The organism is Ideonella sp., assembly GCF_041914305.1.
Lineage (GTDB): Bacteria > Pseudomonadota > Gammaproteobacteria > Burkholderiales > Burkholderiaceae_C > Ideonella.
Genome location: NZ_JAYSDQ010000001.1, coordinates 41,651 through 57,395, shown reverse-complemented (window position 1 = coordinate 57,395; position 15,745 = coordinate 41,651). Strand labels below are relative to the sequence as shown.

13 protein-coding genes are annotated in these 15,745 nt (G+C 68.6%); 3 read left to right on the top strand and 10 right to left on the bottom strand.

Annotation, left to right across the window (positions count from 1 at the left end; translation table 11 throughout):
• The first annotated feature begins 293 nt into the window (after positions 1-293).
• Entirely contained in the window at positions 294-3,089 is a 2,796-nt protein-coding gene (locus ACE3SG_RS00260) for a TonB-dependent receptor (protein ID WP_374561836.1), read from the top strand.
• A gap of 105 nt (positions 3,090-3,194) precedes the next feature.
• Here the strand turns inward: ACE3SG_RS00260 and ACE3SG_RS00255 are convergent, their stop codons facing one another.
• From ACE3SG_RS00255 to ACE3SG_RS00245, 3 genes are all read right to left on the bottom strand, one after another.
• Positions 3,195-3,872, bottom strand: a complete 678-nt coding sequence (locus ACE3SG_RS00255; protein WP_374561834.1) for a glutathione S-transferase — start codon at positions 3,870-3,872, stop codon at positions 3,195-3,197.
• A complete protein-coding gene (locus ACE3SG_RS00250; RefSeq protein ID WP_374561833.1) occupies positions 3,869-5,332 on the bottom strand; it encodes a diguanylate cyclase domain-containing protein in 1,464 nt (487 codons plus the stop codon). The genes ACE3SG_RS00255 and ACE3SG_RS00250 overlap by 4 nt, the downstream gene beginning before the upstream one ends.
• Positions 5,333-5,413: 81 nt before the next feature.
• Entirely contained in the window at positions 5,414-6,709 is a 1,296-nt protein-coding gene (locus tag ACE3SG_RS00245) for a TIGR03862 family flavoprotein (RefSeq protein ID WP_374561832.1), read from the bottom strand.
• A gap of 73 nt (positions 6,710-6,782) precedes the next feature.
• Between ACE3SG_RS00245 and ACE3SG_RS00240 the strand changes: the two genes are divergently transcribed.
• A complete protein-coding gene (locus tag ACE3SG_RS00240) occupies positions 6,783-8,084 on the top strand; it encodes a GGDEF domain-containing protein (RefSeq protein ID WP_374561830.1) in 1,302 nt (433 codons plus the stop codon).
• Between the two features lie 163 nt (positions 8,085-8,247).
• Here ACE3SG_RS00240 and ACE3SG_RS00235 read toward each other — a convergent pair whose 3' ends face one another.
• Positions 8,248-8,640, bottom strand: coding sequence for a DUF2917 domain-containing protein (locus ACE3SG_RS00235; RefSeq protein ID WP_374561828.1), 393 nt, complete (start codon positions 8,638-8,640; stop codon positions 8,248-8,250).
• Between the two features lie 127 nt (positions 8,641-8,767).
• Between ACE3SG_RS00235 and ACE3SG_RS00230 the strand changes: the two genes are divergently transcribed.
• A complete protein-coding gene (locus ACE3SG_RS00230; RefSeq protein WP_374561826.1) occupies positions 8,768-10,303 on the top strand; it encodes a PLP-dependent aminotransferase family protein in 1,536 nt (511 codons plus the stop codon).
• A gap of 34 nt (positions 10,304-10,337) precedes the next feature.
• Here ACE3SG_RS00230 and ACE3SG_RS00225 read toward each other — a convergent pair whose 3' ends face one another.
• The 6 genes from ACE3SG_RS00225 to urtB form a co-directional block, all read right to left on the bottom strand.
• Positions 10,338-10,583 carry a hypothetical protein gene (locus tag ACE3SG_RS00225; protein ID WP_374561824.1) on the bottom strand — a complete coding sequence of 82 codons (246 nt, stop codon included), beginning with the start codon at positions 10,581-10,583 and terminating at the stop codon, positions 10,338-10,340.
• Positions 10,567-11,043: a MarR family winged helix-turn-helix transcriptional regulator gene (locus tag ACE3SG_RS00220; protein WP_374561822.1), complete on the bottom strand. Its 477-nt coding sequence runs from the start codon at positions 11,041-11,043 to the stop codon at positions 10,567-10,569. Before ACE3SG_RS00220 ends, ACE3SG_RS00225 begins: the two co-directional genes overlap by 17 nt.
• Positions 11,044-11,103: 60 nt before the next feature.
• Positions 11,104-11,796, bottom strand: a complete 693-nt coding sequence (gene urtE, locus ACE3SG_RS00215) for an urea ABC transporter ATP-binding subunit UrtE (protein ID WP_374561820.1) — start codon at positions 11,794-11,796, stop codon at positions 11,104-11,106.
• A 375-nt stretch (positions 11,797-12,171) separates the two neighbouring features.
• A complete protein-coding gene (gene urtD / locus ACE3SG_RS00210) occupies positions 12,172-13,053 on the bottom strand; it encodes an urea ABC transporter ATP-binding protein UrtD (protein ID WP_374561819.1) in 882 nt (293 codons plus the stop codon).
• On the bottom strand, positions 13,050-14,156 hold the full coding sequence (urtC, locus tag ACE3SG_RS00205; protein WP_374561816.1) for an urea ABC transporter permease subunit UrtC: 1,107 nt from the start codon (positions 14,154-14,156) through the stop codon (positions 13,050-13,052). The genes urtD and urtC overlap by 4 nt, the downstream gene beginning before the upstream one ends.
• A complete protein-coding gene (gene urtB, locus ACE3SG_RS00200; RefSeq protein WP_374561813.1) occupies positions 14,153-15,739 on the bottom strand; it encodes an urea ABC transporter permease subunit UrtB in 1,587 nt (528 codons plus the stop codon). The genes urtC and urtB overlap by 4 nt, the downstream gene beginning before the upstream one ends.
• Positions 15,740-15,745: the final 6 nt, after the last annotated feature.

The following is a 15,745-nucleotide window of genomic DNA, read 5'->3' as shown; positions in this document are numbered from 1 at the left end:
GCAGTGCACTGGCATTACAGCCCTTAACGCACCGATGCATGCCACTATGATACCAATACATGCCAGTGTGGTACCACCTAGTAGAAACGCTGGTTCCCTACCCGACGGCCACACCTGCCAGACGCCCCGCAATGGCGCATGTCGACTCCCATTTCTGGGGCGGCTTGCGGTCCACTCAAGAGACCAGCGGCTACGTAAGGCGTTTCCCCTAGTAAAAAGTGGTAGCTAAGTGGCATTCAATGGTCGTACATTGGTACGCATCAGATGTTCGCTAACTGCTCTGGAGGGGTCCCATGAAAGCTCAGCTCACACCGATTGCCGCGGCGGCGGCCATGTTTCTGCTTCATACCGCGGCGGTCGCGCAAACGGCACCGCAGCCCGCGGCAACCACACCGGCAGCCACAGCGGCCGGCGATGACAAGGTTGAGCGGGTCGAGGTGATCGGCATTCGCGCGTCCATGCAGCGCTCGTTGCAGGTCAAACGTGACGCCGACACCCACGTCGATGTGATCACGGCCGAAGACGTAGGCAAGATGCCCGACAAGAACGTCGCCGACTCGTTGCAGCGGGTGGCCGGCGTGACGATCAGCTCAGCTGGCGCCAACGAAGGTGGCTTCGATGAGAACGACCGCGTCAGCATGCGCGGCACCAACCCAAGCCTCACCCAGACGATGATCAACGGCCACGCCGTGTCGTCAGGTGACTGGTTCGTGCTGAACCAGACGGGCACGGTCGGCCGCAGCGTCAGCTACTCGTTGCTGCCCTCAGAGTTGGTGGGCCAGGTGGTCATCCACAAGAGCGCACAGGCGAGCGACATTGAAGGCGGCGTGGTCGGCACGGTCAACATCGTGACGCGCAAGCCTCTGGAGTTCCGCAACCCGCTCACTCTGGAAGGCAACGTCGGCGTCGTCTACGCAGACCTTCCCCAGAAGACCGATGCGCAGCTCAGCGCACTGCTGAACTGGAAGAACGAATCCAGCACCTTCGGCATCCTGGCCCAGGCCTTCTCCGAAAAGCGTCACCTGCGTCGCGACGGCCAGGAGCTGTTGGGCTACGAGCAGATCGCCCCCGGCAGCGCCGTGGCCAACCTACACCCCGATCTGGCGGGGGTCTGGTATCCGACGATGGTCGGCGCTGCGTTGTTCGAGCAACAACGTACGCGCACCGGCGGCCTGATCGACGTCCAACTCAAGCCGTCGAAAGACCTGACGCTCGACCTGACCGGCTTTGCGTCGACGATGGATGCGCCGAACTACAACCGCAACTACTTGTTGTGGAACACGCACTTCCTCAACAAGGGTGCCGGCCAATCGCCTGATGCAGGCTATGTGGTGCGCAACGGCACGCTCGTTTCGGCCAGCTTTGCGCCGGTGGCCGGCACGCAGTACGGCGTGTACGACCAGATCTCGCGCCCCGACTCGAAGGCAGATTCGTCGTTCGTCAATTTCGACGCCAAGGTCCGTGCCACCGAGAACCTGACCTTCCTGACCAAGATCGGCACCACACGCGGCACCGGTGAGACACCGACGCAAGACGTGGCCGAGTGGAACACCGGCATCGGCTCTGGCGGCAGTTGGGGACTGAACGGCACCGATCACGCGGCGGACTGGTCTCTCGGCAACGCGAACAATGCCAGCCCCTCCGGCGTACCTCTGGGTTGGATCTTCGGCGACCAGTTCGTCAAGGTGCGGGACAAGGAAGATTGGTTCCAGTTTGACGGCGACCTGAGCCTCGACGCGGGCGCACTGACTGGTGTGAAGTTCGGCCTGCGAAACGCGCAGCACAGCCGCGAGTCGCATGGCGTCGTCGGCCAAGGCCCGGGCTGCAAAGACTCTGCGGGCAACACTGTGGCCTTCGATTGGTCTCAGCAGTACTTCTGCCCAGCGGGAACGCAGTCTCCGTTCGACCCCGCCAACTTCCCGACCGGCGGCTACTCGAACAACCCGAGCAACTTCGGCGGCGGTCTGGGCGGCAACTTCCCGCGCAACGCGTGGTTCTATTCGCCAGAGCAACTGGCAGCATTCAATGACAAGTTCACCAACCGCGCCACCGATGGCTCGCGCGAGGACTGGAACTCGGAGTACGGCCTGAAGGAACGCAGCAGCGCCGTCTATGTGCAGGGCGATCTGTCCGGCGAAGGCTGGTCCGGCAACGTCGGCATGCGCCTGGTACAGACTCGCGAGCGAGTGGTGAACAACACGGCCGTCAGTGCCACCACGCCGGGCGCGATCACCACGTCGGCCTTCGGCCCGTTCCTGCCCGTGGTCACCGAGCACACCTACAGCGATGCGCTGCCGAGTGCCAACCTGCGTGTCAGCCTCAGCAAGGACATGGTCGCGCGCTTTGCGGCCTCTCGCACCATGACCCGACCCGACTATTCCGCCCTGGCCGGCGTGGTGGCACTGTCGCCGCCGGCCGTCGCCGGAGGCGAAGGCACGGGCTCTGGCGGCAATCCGGACCTGAAGCCCGTGCGCTCGAACAACTTCGACGCCGCGGTCGAGTGGTACTTCGCGCCACGCTCGCTGCTGTCGGTCGCCGCGTTCCACATGGATCTGGCGAGCTACATCGGCTACGGCCAGGTCAGCAAGGAGTTCATGACATACAGCGCACAGAACCCGAACGGTTCGCTGGACACCTATGTGCTGACCGTGCCGGTGAACACCAAGGGTCGGGCCAGCGGCTTCGAACTCGCTTACGAGCAGCCGGTCACGTCGAACATTTCGCTGACCGCGAACTACACCTATGTGGACGCGAAAGAGAAGGGTGGCAAACCGCTCGTCGGCGCGTCGAAAAACTCTTACAGCCTGGGCAGTTCGTATGAAAACGACTACTTCAGCGCCCGCGTGAACTACAGCTTCCGTTCGAAGTTCTACAGCGGGCTCGATCGCTCGACCGCCTTCTCGCAAGACGACGTGGGCAATCTGTCGGCCACGCTTGGCTACAAGATCAACGACACGTTCTCGATCTCTCTCGACGGCCGCAACCTGAACAATCCCAAGTTGAAGTACTACGCCCTGAACGAAGACCAGCCTCGGTCGATCTACGAAAACGGTCGCCAGTACTACCTCACGCTGCGCGTGAAGATGTGAGCTTCGGCTAGGCAAGACACTCCTCGCTCGGGCCTGCATGCCGAGCAATTTCAAGGGCGGGTTGATCCCCGCCCTTTTTTCTTTTCCCGCCCCCGCCCTGCCCCGTCAATCCCGCGCAAAGTCATACGGCCCGCCGCGCTGCAGTGCGCGCTGGTAGGCCTGGCGCGAATGGATGCGCTTCAAGAACGCCATCAACTTCGGCCGGCTCGCATCGAGCCCGGCGCGTTGTGCGGCGGCTTCGAGCGGGAAGCTCATCTGGATGTCGGCGGCGCTGAACTTCTTGCCGGCGAACCATTCGCTCTTGGTGAGTTCGGCCTCCATGTAGTCGAGCTGGCTCTGGATGTTCGGGTCGACGAAGCTGGTCAACACCTTCTTCGCGATGCCCTTGGCGATGGGCTTGGCAAAGAAGGGCATCGGCGCGGTCACGATGCGGTTGAACACCAGCTTCATCAGCAACGGGTTCATCGCCGAGCCCTCGGCAAAGTGCAGCCAGTAGGTGAAGCGCAGCCGCTCGGGCGTGCCGGGCGCGGGCCGCAGCAGGCCTTCGCCGTAAGCGTCGAGCAGGTACTCGATGATCGCGCCCGACTCGGCCAGCACCGTGGCGCCGTCGGTCACCACCGGTGACTTGCCCAGCGGGTGGATGGCCTTGAGCTCCGGCGGCGCGAGCATCGTCTTCGGGTCGCGCTGGTAGTGCTTGATCTCGTAGGGCAGCTCCAGCTCTTCGAGCAGCCACAGCACACGTTGCGAGCGCGAGTTGTTCAGGTGGTGAACGGTGATGGTCATTCAGTGTCCTTGCGCCGGTCGAATTCGGCATTGGCGTGAAAGGCTTTCTTCTGGCGGTACATCTGCGCGTCGGCGCGGTGCAGCGCCGCTTCGAGCCGCTCGCCGGCCTGCGAGATCGCGGTGCCGACCGAGAAGCGCAGCGGGTCGCCGCTGTGGAACTGGTTGTTCAGCTCGACCAGCTCGTGCAGCGTGGCCAGGAAGGCCTCGGCCGCGTGCTCGTCGCCACCGGGCATCAGCACCGCGAATTCGTCACCGCCGATGCGCGCCGCGGTCGCCGGCGCCTGGGTGGCCTTGGCCAGCACCTCGCCGGTGCGGCGCAGCAGTGCGTCGCCCGCGCGGTGGCCGCGCTCGTCGTTGACCTGCTTCAGGCCGTTCAGGTCGATCACCAGCATCGCGACCGGGTGGATCTGCTTGCGTTCGAGCCGGTTCAGCTCGTCGTCGAAGAACGACCGGTTGCGCAGCTTCGTCAGCGCATCGTGCTTGCCGAGAAATTCGAGGTAGCTCTCGGCGCGCTTGCGGGCGGTGATGTCGGTCAGCGACACCTGCACCAGCGACCAGTCGCGCTCATGCCCCGGCAGCACCGCGAACTGCAGGTGAACATGCAGCATCTCGCCATCGAGCGCGTAGTTCACCGTCTCGCGCTGCTGGTGCAGCTTGCCGGCCCACAGGTCGATCAGCTGCTCGGTGAACGGGCGGCGCATCTCGTCGCGAAAGATGTCGGGCAGGCGCCGCAGCAGCGCCGTCTTGTCGGGCGCGCGAAACATCGTCAAGGTCTGCGTGTTGACGTCGATCACGCGGATCTCGGCCATGCAGCGGTCGACGAACTCGGGGTGCACGTCGGTGAAGACGCGAAAGTCTTCGATGCCCTGCTCGCGCACCTCGTCGATCAGGCGTTTGACGGCGCTGAAGTCTTCGACCCACAGCGAGACCGGCGAATGCTCGAACAGGCCTTGCGCATAACGCTCGCTGCGCTGCAGCGCCTGGCGCGCCTGCTCGCGCACGCTCAGGTCTTCGAGCGACAGCAGCACGCGGTCCCAGCCCTGCTCGTGGCCGGGCAGCACACGCACCTGCAGGTTGACGTCGAGCCGACGACCGTCGAGCGTGTAGTTCACGGTCTGGCTGGTGTAGCTGCGCGCGCCGTTCCACAGCTGCACCAGCTCGTCGACATGGTGGTCCAGCATGTCGTCGCGAAACACCTTGCCCAGGTTGGCCAGCAGCGTCGCCTGGTCCGGCGCGCCGAACAGCTCGAGCGTGCGGCGGTTGACCTTCAGCACCTTCAGCTCGCGGGTGCACCGGGCGATGCGGGCGCGGTCGGCGCGCAGGTAGGTGCGCAGGTCGCTCACGCCCTCGGCGCGCCACTGGGCGAACAGCGCCCGCAGGCCGCTGAAGTCTTCCAGCCACAGCGAAACCGGGGCCAGGTCGAACATGGTGGCGTCGTCTCGATCGTTGTCAGGGGTCATGACAGGCTCCACGGTGGGGCGGATCGGCGTCGAGTCTCGCACGGCCCCGGGTGTCGGGCCGCCCGGGTCAGGCCGCAGGGATCAGGCCGCAGGGGTCGGCCACCCTGCCAGCAAGCCCCGCGCCGCGACCACGCCGCTGGCCAGGCAGGCCGTCAGCAGATAGCCGCCGGTCGGCGCCTCCCAATCGAGCATCTCGCCGGCGCAGGCCACGCTCGGGTGCGCGCGCCAGCGCAGTGCGTCGTCCAGCGCCTGCAGCCGCACGCCACCGGCGCTGCTGATCGCTTCGTCGAGCGGCCGCGCGGCGCGCAGTGTCAGCGGCAAGGCCTTGATGCGCTGGGCCAGCCAGGCCGCGTCACGCGAATGCTCGTTCCACTCGGCGCTGGTGAGGCCTTCGCGCAGCAGGCCGGCCTTGGCGCCATGCAGCCCGGCCTGCTCGCGCAGGTGGTTGGCCAGCGAGCGGGCGCCGCGGCCGCGGGCCAGCGCCTCGGTCAGGGTGTCCAGCGGGCGCTCGGGCAGCAGGTCCAGCCGCAGCGTGGCGCTGCCCTGGGCTTCGATCTCGTCGCGCAGCAAGGCCGAGGCCGCGTAGACCAGGCTGCCTTCGAGCCCGGTCGCGGTCAGCACACATTCGCCCTTGCGGTGGAACGGGCGGCCCAGCCGGTCGGTGAAATCCAGCAGCACGCCCTTCAGCGGTGCGCCGGCATGCTTGGCCACCAGGTGCTCGCTCCAGCCGATGTCGAAACCGCAGTTCGACGGCTTCAGCGGCGCACTGTCCAGCCCCGCGGCCTGCAGCGCCGGTAGCCAGGCACCGTCCGAGCCGAGCCGGGCCCAGCTGCCGCCGCCCAGCGCCAGCAGCACCGCGTCGGCCTCGGCCTGTTGCTCGCCGGCGGGCGACTCGAAACGCAGGTGGTGCACCCCGTCGACCGGCACCAGCCCGCCCGGCGCCCAACGGTGCCGCATGTGAAAGCGCACGCCCGCCGCGCGCAGCCGGTGCAGCCAGGCGCGCAGCAACGGCGCGGCCTTCATCTCGGCCGGAAAGACCCGGCCCGAGCTGCCGACGAAGGTGGTGATGCCCAGCGCGCCCGCCCAGTCGCGCAGGTCTTGCGGGCCGAACACCTGGAGCCAGCGGCCGACCTCGTCGGCGCGCTCGGCGTAGCGGCCGGTGAAGGCCGGCAAGGGCTCGGAGTGGGTCAGGTTCAGCCCGCCCTTGCCGGCCAGCAGGAATTTGCGGCCGACCGAGGGCATGCCGTCGTACAGGTCGACGCGGGCGCCGCCGGCGGCCAGCACCTCGGCCGCCATCAGGCCGGCCGGGCCGCCGCCGATCACCGCCACCCGGGGGGCGGCCGATGCGGGTATGTGTGGATTCGTGTGCAGGGTCATCAGGCCGCGCAGTCTATGCCCCATGGCGCCGCCGGCTGCACAATCAACGCTCTTTTCGCCCACGCCCACCGCCTTGTTGTTGTTGCTCGAAGCGTCTGCGCCCGCCCTGCCCCCAGGGCTGGACGCCGTGACGCCGGGCCTGCAGCGCTGGCCCTTGGCCGAGGTGGCGGCCGGCGACGTCGGGCTGCTGGGCGAGCTGCGAAGCCGGCTCGGCGAGCCCGGCGCGCTGCTGTTGGTCGATGTGGCGGTGGCCGACCAGGCCCGCGCGGCGCTGCGCCAACTGCAGCTGGGGGCCGGGCTGGCCACGCCGTGGCTGGCGCTGCTTCCGGCCGGTGCCGAGGCCGACACCGACACCGACGCCGACACCGCTGCCGAGAGGTGGTGGCGCGATGGCGCCTTCGACGCGGTGGCCCGCGACAACGCCCCCGCGCTGGCCCGGGCGCTGCGCCGCGTCGCCGCCCAGGCCGGCGCGCTCGCCGAGCTGCAGGGGCTGCGCGCCCAGGTCCACGCGATGCAGGCCAGCCTGGACAACATCCCGGCGCCGATCTTCGCGAAGAACGCCGAGGGCATCTACACCGGCTGCAACCAGGCCTTCGTCGACTTTCTCGGCCTGCCGCGCGAGCAGATCGTCGGCAAGACGGTGTACGACGTGGCACCGCCGCACCTGGCCGCCGTCTACGACCAGGCCGACCGCCAGCTGCTGGCCAGCGGCGGCCGGCAGGTCTACGAGGCGCAGGTCAAATGGGCCGACGGCAGCCTGCACGACGTGATCTTCCACAAGGCGGTGTTCCGCGACGGCCAGGGCAGCGTGGCGGGCCAGGCCGGCGCGATCTTCGACATCACCGACCGCAAGCGCCTGGAGCACGGCCTGCGCGAGCTGGCCCAGACCGACTCGCTGACCGGCTTGATGAACCGGCGCTGCTTCATCGAACGCGCCAGCGCCCAGCTGGCCGAAGCCCGCACCGTGCGCGGGCCGGTGGCGGTGCTGCTGTTCGACATCGACCATTTCAAGCAGGTCAACGACAGCCACGGCCATGCCGCCGGCGACGCGATGCTGTGCCACCTGGCGCGCCTGGGCCGGCAGCAACTGCGCGGCGACGATCTGTTCGCCCGCATCGGCGGCGACGAGTTCGCGATCCTGCTCACCGGCGCCAGCGACGCGCGCGCGGTGGCCATGCGCATCCCGGCGCGGGTGGCCGCGTCGCCGCTGGAGTTCGACGGCCGCGAGCTGCCCTGCGCGATCAGCCTCGGCGCCGCGGTGGTGATCGCCGACGACCACGACATCGACTCGGCCCTGCGCCAGGCCGACGCCGCGCTCTACGAGGCCAAACGCCAGGGCCGCGGCCGCGCGGTGGTGTTCGACTCGTCGGCCTGAGAGGTTGAGAGTCCTTCACCCATGCCCGCCTTGCGCATCAAAACGCCCCGGCTCTTCGTTGCAAATGCTCGCCATAGCCCAAGCTATGGCTGTGCTTTGCGCCTCGATCAGGCGCGTTTTGACGCGCCTTTCGGGCACGGCCGAAGAACTCTCAACCTCTGAGTCAGGCGCGCAGCGTTCGCCACCACGCGCCCAGGTCGACACTCAGCGGCTGCGGGTGCCGAGCCACCAGCCGCACCACCGCAGGCACCGCCGACAGGCGCGGCTCGGCCTCGACCAGTACCCCATCGGCGGTCGCCAGCACGCTGCCCCAGGGCGCGGGTGGCAGCAGCAGGCTCTGGCCGGCGAGCAGGAACACATCGTCCTCGCCGCCCGGCCAGGTGAGCCAGACGGCACCCCGCAGCACCTGCAGCGTCACAACGCCCTCAGCGGAGCGGCCGGGCCACCAGCGGCGCGGGTCATGGCGGCCCGTCTCGGCCAGCGGCGACAAATGCAGCGCCCGGCCCGGGGTCAGGTGCAAGGGCCGCTGCAGCGGGGTGGGGTCGGTCAGGTTCATGGCCCTCACAGTAGGTGGCACACGCCGCAGCGCCAAGGCACAGACAGCGGCGGCGGCAGCGAACACCGCCGCTGTGAAGGCATCTGTACCGGTGCGGCGCGCGGGCATCTGTACCGGTTCACCACCGATGCCGCACCGCACAATCAAGCGCATGGAGCCGCCGTTCACCGCCGCCCCGGAAGCCCCGATCTACCGCCAGCTGTGCGAGCGGATCGCCGCGCTGATCCACGCCGGCGCGCTGCACCGCGGCGACCGGCTGCCTTCGGTGCGGCAGATGGCGCAGCAGCAAGGCGTGTCGCTGTCGACCGTGCTGCAGGCCTACCGCGAGCTCGAGGCGCAACGCCTGGTCGAGGCACGGCCACGCTCGGGCTATTTCGTCGCGGCGATGCCGCCACCACCGCGGCGCCGGCCGGCGCTGGCGCTGGCGGTGCCCGAGATCACCCGCCCGCCGGCCGAGTCACAGGCGGTGGGCGTCACCAGCCTGGTCGAGCGCGTGATGGGCGCCGCGTCGGACCCGTCCATCGTCTCGTTCGGCGCAGCCTGCCCCGGCGGCGACCTGTTCCCGACCGACAAGCTGCGGCGCGCCATGGCCCGCGCGATGCAGCGCCACCAGGCCTCGCTGGCGCGCTACCCGTTCACGCCCGGCGTGGCGCCGCTGCGCGAGGCGGTCGCGCGGCGCGCACTGGGCATGGGCTGCAGCCTGGACCCGGCGCAGATCCTGGTCACCAACGGCTGCCTCGAATCGATCAGCCTGTGCCTGCGCGCCGTCACCCAGCCGGGCGACGTGGTGGCGCTCGAATCACCCACCTACTTCGGCCTGCTGCAGATCCTCGAAAGCCTGCACCTGCGCGCGCTCGAGATCCCGACACACCCGCGCACCGGGCTGTCGCTGCCGGCGCTCGAACTGGCGCTGGACACCCAGCCGGTCAAGGCCTTGTTGACGGTGCCCACGCTGTCGAACCCGCTGGGCGCGACGATGCCGCTGACGGCCCGGCGCGCACTGGTGCAACTGGCCCGCGCCCGCCAGCTGCCGATCATCGAAGACGTGCTCTACAACGAGTTGCACGAGCGGGCCGAATGCCGCCGCGCGCTGAAGTCGTTCGACACCACCGGCCAGGTGATGCTGTGCGGCTCGTTTTCGAAGACGCTGGCGCCGGGGCTGCGGCTGGGCTGGGTCGAAGCCGGCCGCTGGTCGGCCCCCGTGCGGCGGCTGAAGAGTGCGCTGAGCGGCGGCCACACCGAGCTGATCGAACACGCGATGACCGAGGCGCTGAACCAGCCGGGGCTCGAGCAGGCATTGCGCCAGCTGCGGGCGACGATCGGCCACCGCATCCAGCAGGCCCGGCGCCTGATCGGCGCCAGCTTCCCGCCGGGCACGCGCGTGACCTCGCCCGAAGGCGGCTTCATCCTGTGGCTCGAACTGCCGGCCGGCCTGAGCGCGGTTGAGCTGTTCGAGGCCGCGCTACGCGAAGACATCTGCATCGCGCCCGGCCCGATGTTCAGCACCAGCCAGCGCTACGACCATTGCGTGCGGCTCGGCCTGGGGCGCGGCTGGGGCCCGGCCGAACAGCAGGCCTTGCAGCGTGTGGGTGAGCTGGCGCGGCGAATGCTCGACCGCGCCCGGCCCGGGCTGGACGGCGAGGCGTTGCAACGCGCCGCGTGAGCCTAACGCTCAACCATCACGCACCGATTCGAGCCTATTGGCCGCTGGCGGCGGCCACGACACGCGGGTGCTGCGCCCAGGCCGGCATGCGCGCCATGTAGGCCAGCGTCTGCTGCTCGGCGGCTGCCCGGCCCAGGCCCTTGTTCTCGCGCAGTGCCCACTGCACCATGCGCTCGAAGCGGGTGTCGAAGTCCTGCAACTGGCCGTGGGTGTCGACGCAGTAGGGGCAGTAGCGGCCGTTGTCGATCGGCATGCCGCAGCTTTCACAAGAGTGGCTCATGGTCAGGATCTCCGGGGGTTGAATCGGCACGCCGCGGCGGCACCGCGGCGATCAGGGTACGCAGGCCCTGCAACAGCGCCTGGCGCTGCGCATCGTCCAGCCGGGTGGCCGCCTGGGCCAGGCGCGGGGTGTCGAGCACCTCCAGCGCTTCGTCCAGCGCCGCGCGGCCAGTGGGGCTGAGCCAGATCTCGGCGCGGCGGCCGTCACCCTCGTCACGCTGGCGCGTCAGCCAGCCTTGCGCCTGCAGCGCCGCGACCTTGGCGCTCAAGGTCGACAGCGCACGGCCGAAATGCTGCGCCATCTCCGACAGCGTCATCGGCCCGGCTTGCGCCAGGTGCAGCAGCAGCGCCGTGGTCTCGGCCGACACCTGGTCGCGCCCGTCGTCGATGCGGCGCACCGCCACACTGTAGAGCTCACGGTACAGCGCACCGAACTCGCGCGCAAAACCTTGTTCGTCCATGCCGCGAGTATCGCGATCGGACGATGCTTCGAACAGACCGAAGCATTGTCGAAGGCCTGTTCAGATCGACATCAGCGCACGCACCCCGCGGGTCTCCATCTCGTGGCCGCGGCCGCGGGCGACGATCTCGCCGCGCTCCATCACCAAGTATTGGTCGGCGAGTTCGGCGGCAAAGTCGTAGTACTGCTCGACCAGCACGATGGCCATCGTGCGGCGGTCCGCCAGCATGCGGATCACGCGGCCGATGTCCTTGATGATGCTGGGCTGGATGCCCTCGGTCGGCTCGTCCAGGATCAGCAGTTTGGGGCCCGCTGCCAACGCCCGGGCAATCGCCAGTTGTTGTTGCTGCCCGCCCGACAGGTCACCGCCGCGGCGCGCGAGCATCTGCTTCAGCACCGGGAACAGCTCGAACAGCTCCGGCGGGATGGGCGTGCCGCCGGGTTTCGTCGCCAGGCCCATGCGCAGGTTGTCTTCCACCGTCAGGCGGCCGAAAACTTCGCGGCCCTGGGGCACGTAGCCGATGCCTTGCCGCGCCCGTTCGTACGAGGTGGCGCGGGTGATTTCCACCCCATCGAGCTTGATGCAGCCACTCTTGACGGGCACCACGCCCATCAGGCTCTTCAACAGCGTGGTCTTGCCGACACCGTTGCGGCCGAGCACCACGGTGACTTCACCGAGCGCCGCCTCGAAGCCCACGCCACGCAGGATGTGCGAGCCGCCGTAGTACTGGTTGAGTGAATCCACGCTCAGCATGGTCGTACCCTGTGGCAACGGGCGAAACTTCTCGGGGACGACCGCAACGGTAGCAGCGAGATCAGGCCGCCGCGGTACTCTGCTCCGCTCATGTCCCCCGCCGCCAGCCTGCGGCTGCCGGCTCCTCCTTTACTTCGCTGCGCAAAGCACCCCGCCGTCCCGATCGGGCACCGTCGTGGTGCCTCAACGCAAGGCAGAGCCCGTGACGGGCCGAGGGCGGCGGGTGACCGGCGCAGTGAAGTAAAGGAGGAGGCGGTGGTCGCAGACCAGCGCCGGGGGACATGAACGGAGCCGGTCGCCCGGCGGCCTCGGCATGCGCCGACGCAGGCCCGTATCAAGGATGCCGCGGTGCGCGTGTGCCAACGGTCAGCCATCTCATCGCCCAAGGTACACCTCGACCACCTGCTGATTCGCCTGCACGTCAGACAACGTGCCCTCGGCCAGCACACGCCCCTCGTGCAATACCGTGACCTTCTTCCAGCCTTCGGTCAACTGCTCGACGAACTTCATGTCGTGTTCCACCACCACCAGCGAATGCTGGCCTTCGAGCGACAGAAACAGCTCGGCCGTTCGCTCGGTTTCTTCGTCGGTCATGCCGGCCACCGGCTCGTCCAGCAGCAGCAGCTTCGGGTCCTGCATCAGCAGCATGCCGATCTCCAGCCACTGCTTCTGGCCGTGGCTGAGCAGGCCTGCCGTGCGCTGAGCTTCGGGCAGCAGGTGGATCAAGGCCATCACCTCGCCGATGCGGTCCAGCTGCGCGCCGCTCAGCCGCGAGAACAGGCTCGCCCGCACGCGGCGGTCGGCGGCCAACGCCAGCTCCAGGTTCTCGAACACGCTCAGCTGTTCGTAGACCGTGGGCTTCTGGAATTTTCGGCCGATGCCGATCTGCGCGATCGCGTTCTCGCGCAGCCGCAGCAGGTCGATGTTCTGGCCGAAGCTCGCGCTGCCCAAGTCGGGCCGGGTCTTGCCGGTGATCACGTCCATCATCGTGGTCTTGCCGGCGCCGTTGGGGCCGATGATGCAGCGCAGCTCGCCTACGTTGATCGCCAGGCTCAGCGCGTTGAGCGCCTTGAAGCCGTCGAAGCTCACGGTGATGTCATCCAGGTACAGCGCCACGCCATGCGCAAAGTCGGGCTCGTGCGCGTGCACCGGCCGGCCGAACGACGCACCCCGGCCACCCGAGCTGGCCGACACCTGCTCTTTCTCGCGCCAGCGCTGCAGCGCCTCGGCGCCCGCTTGCTGCAACTCGGGCGTCATGCGCGGTCACCCTTGTTCTTGCGCAGTTGTGCCACCAGGCCGACCAGCCCATTCGGCAAGAACAGGGTCACCGCGATGAACAACGCGCCGAGGAAGTAGAGCCAGAACTCCGGCACCACCTGCGTGAACCAGCTTTTGGCACCGTTGACGAAGAAGGCGCCGACGATCGGGCCGATCAGCGTCGCACGGCCGCCGACCGCCGCCCAGATCGCCATCTCGATCGACGCGGCCGGGCTCATCTCGCTCGGGTTGATGATGCCGACCTGCGGCACATAAAGCGCGCCGGCCACACCGCACATCACCGCCGACAACGTCCAGATCGCCAGCTTGTAGGTGAGCGGGTCGTAGCCGGTGAACATCACCCGGCTCTCGGCATCGCGGATCGCCTGCAGCACGCGGCCGAACTTGCTGGTGACGATGGCCCGCGCCATCACGAAGAAGCCGATCAGCACACAGCCCGTCAGCACGAACAGCAGCATGCGTGTCGACGGTGTGGCGATCGGCGTGCCGAGGATGCGCTTGAAATCGGTGAAGCCGTTGTTGCCGCCGAAGCCCGTCTCGTTGCGGAAGAACAGCAGCATCGCGGCGAAGGTCAGCGCCTGCGTGATGATCGAGAAGTACACGCCCTTGATGCGCGAGCGGAAGGCGAAGAAGCCGAACACCAGCGCCAGCAGCCCCGGCACCAGCATCACCATCAGCATCTGGAAGGCGAAGCTGCCCGAGCCGGCCCAGTGCCACGGCAAGGCTTTCCAGTCGAGAAAGACCATGAAGTCGGGCAGCTCGCTCGCGTAGTTGCCGTCGCGGCCGATCTGGCGCATCAGGTACATGCCCATCGCGTAGCCGCCGAGCGCGAAGAACAAGCCATGGCCCAGCGACAGGATGCCGGTGTAGCCCCAGATCAGATCCATCGCCAGCGCGCAGATCGCGTAGCACATGATCTTGGCGGTCAGGCCCACGGTGTAGTCGCTGAGGTGGAACACGCTGCCCGTCGGCAGCACCAGGTTCGCCAGCGGCACCAGCACCGCCACCAGCGCGAACGCCGCGCCCACGCCCGCCCAGCCGGCGAGCGACAACAGTCGAGGCCGGGCACCGTGTGCGCTCATGCCTCGGCGCTCCGGCCCTTCATCGCGAACAGCCCTTGCGGCCGTTTCTGGATGAAGACGACGATCACCACCAGCACCATGATCTTGGCCAGCACCGCGCCGGCCCAGCCTTCGAGCACCTTGTTCAGCACACCCAGCCCCAGCGCCGCGAGCACGGTGCCGGCCAACTGGCCGACGCCGCCGAGCACGACGACCATGAACGAATCGACGATGTAGCTCTGCCCCAGGTCCGGCCCGACATTGCCGACCTGCGCCAGCGCACAGCCGGCCAGTCCGGCGATGCCGGCGCCGAGCGAGAACGCGTAGGTGTCGATGCGGGCGGTGTTGACGCCCACGCACGCGGCCATGCGGCGGTTCTGCGTCACGCTGCGCACGAACAGGCCGAGCCGCGTGCGCGCGATCAGCAACGCCACGCTGGCCAGCACCAGCAACGCGAACCCGATGATCGCGATGCGGTTGAACGGCAGCGTCAGGTTGCTCATCACCGCCACGCCGCCAGACAACCAGGCCGGGTTCTCGACCGGCACGTTCTGCGCGCCGAAGAGTGAGCGCACCGACTGCATCAGCACCAGGCTGATGCCCCAGGTGGCCAGCAGCGTTTCGAGCGGCCGGCCATACAGCCAGCGGATCACGCTGCGCTCCAGCGCCGCACCGACCAGCGCCGCCACGGCGAACGAGGCCGGCACCGCGGCCCAAAGGTAGTAGTCGAACGCCGCCGGCGCATGGGCCCGAAACAGGTTCTGCACCACATAGGTCGCGTAGGCGCCGATCATCATCAGCTCGCCATGGGCCATGTTGATCACGCCCATCAGCCCATAGGTGATGGCCAGGCCCAGCGCCACCAGCAGCAGGATGCTGCCCAGGCTGACGCCGGTGAAGACCACACCCAGCCGCTCGCCCCAGGCCAGGCGGCGCGACACCTGGTCCAGCGACTGGCGCAGCGCGGCGCGCACACGGTCGTCGGGCTCCACCCCATCGGCCAGCCGCTCCAGCAGCAGCGCCTTCACCGTGGGCTCGCCGCTGTCGCCCAGCGCCTGCGCCGCGTCCAGCCGCTTGGCGGGGTCGCTGGCGGCGACCAGCACGCCCGCGCGCATGCGGCCCAGCTGGGCCTTCAACGCCGCGTCGGGCTCGGTGGCCCAGGCCTTCTCGATCAGCGGCAGCTGCGCTTCGTCCATCGCCTGCTTGCCCAGCTCGTCGATCGCCGCCGCGCGCGCGCCGCGATCGGTCGACAGCAGGCGCAGCGAGGCCAGCGTGGCCTGCAGCGCACCACGCATGCGGTTGTTGTTGACCACGTCTTCGGCGTCGCCAGGCAGCGTGCCGGCCTCGCCGCTCGCGGCGTCCACCGCCTTGTCGCCTTGCACGACCAGCACCTGCGTGGGCGTCAGCTTCACCGCGTCGTCGAGCAGGGCCTGCACGAACGCCGCCAGGCCCGGCTCGCCGGCGGCGGCGGCAGCGCCGAGGGCGGCCACCCGCGCATCGGTGTCGCCCTCGGCGATGGCCCGCGCCTGCAGGGGCGTCAGCGCCTGGGCCGACGCCGCCGCGCACAGGGCGCTGATCAACAGCAGATCACGCAGCCACCGCATCGCAAC

What these genes read in the sequence shown, in the direction of transcription:
- urtC (WP_374561816.1), bottom strand. Translation starts at nt 14,156, where the DNA reads ATGAGCGCACACGGTGCCCGGCCTCGACTGTTGTCGCTCGCCGGCTGG.
- ACE3SG_RS00250 (WP_374561833.1), bottom strand. Translation starts at nt 5,332, where the DNA reads ATGACCCCTGACAACGATCGAGACGACGCCACCATGTTCGACCTGGCC.
- ACE3SG_RS00255 (WP_374561834.1), bottom strand. Translation starts at nt 3,872, where the DNA reads ATGACCATCACCGTTCACCACCTGAACAACTCGCGCTCGCAACGTGTG.
- ACE3SG_RS00235 (WP_374561828.1), bottom strand. Translation starts at nt 8,640, where the DNA reads ATGAACCTGACCGACCCCACCCCGCTGCAGCGGCCCTTGCACCTGACC.
- ACE3SG_RS00245 (WP_374561832.1), bottom strand. Translation starts at nt 6,709, where the DNA reads ATGACCCTGCACACGAATCCACACATACCCGCATCGGCCGCCCCCCGG.
- ACE3SG_RS00260 (WP_374561836.1), top strand. Translation starts at nt 294, where the DNA reads ATGAAAGCTCAGCTCACACCGATTGCCGCGGCGGCGGCCATGTTTCTG.
- urtB (WP_374561813.1), bottom strand. Translation starts at nt 15,739, where the DNA reads ATGCGGTGGCTGCGTGATCTGCTGTTGATCAGCGCCCTGTGCGCGGCG.
- urtD (WP_374561819.1), bottom strand. Translation starts at nt 13,053, where the DNA reads ATGACGCCCGAGTTGCAGCAAGCGGGCGCCGAGGCGCTGCAGCGCTGG.
- ACE3SG_RS00220 (WP_374561822.1), bottom strand. Translation starts at nt 11,043, where the DNA reads ATGGACGAACAAGGTTTTGCGCGCGAGTTCGGTGCGCTGTACCGTGAG.
- urtE (WP_374561820.1), bottom strand. Translation starts at nt 11,796, where the DNA reads ATGCTGAGCGTGGATTCACTCAACCAGTACTACGGCGGCTCGCACATC.
- ACE3SG_RS00225 (WP_374561824.1), bottom strand. Translation starts at nt 10,583, where the DNA reads ATGAGCCACTCTTGTGAAAGCTGCGGCATGCCGATCGACAACGGCCGC.
- ACE3SG_RS00230 (WP_374561826.1), top strand. Translation starts at nt 8,768, where the DNA reads ATGCCGCACCGCACAATCAAGCGCATGGAGCCGCCGTTCACCGCCGCC.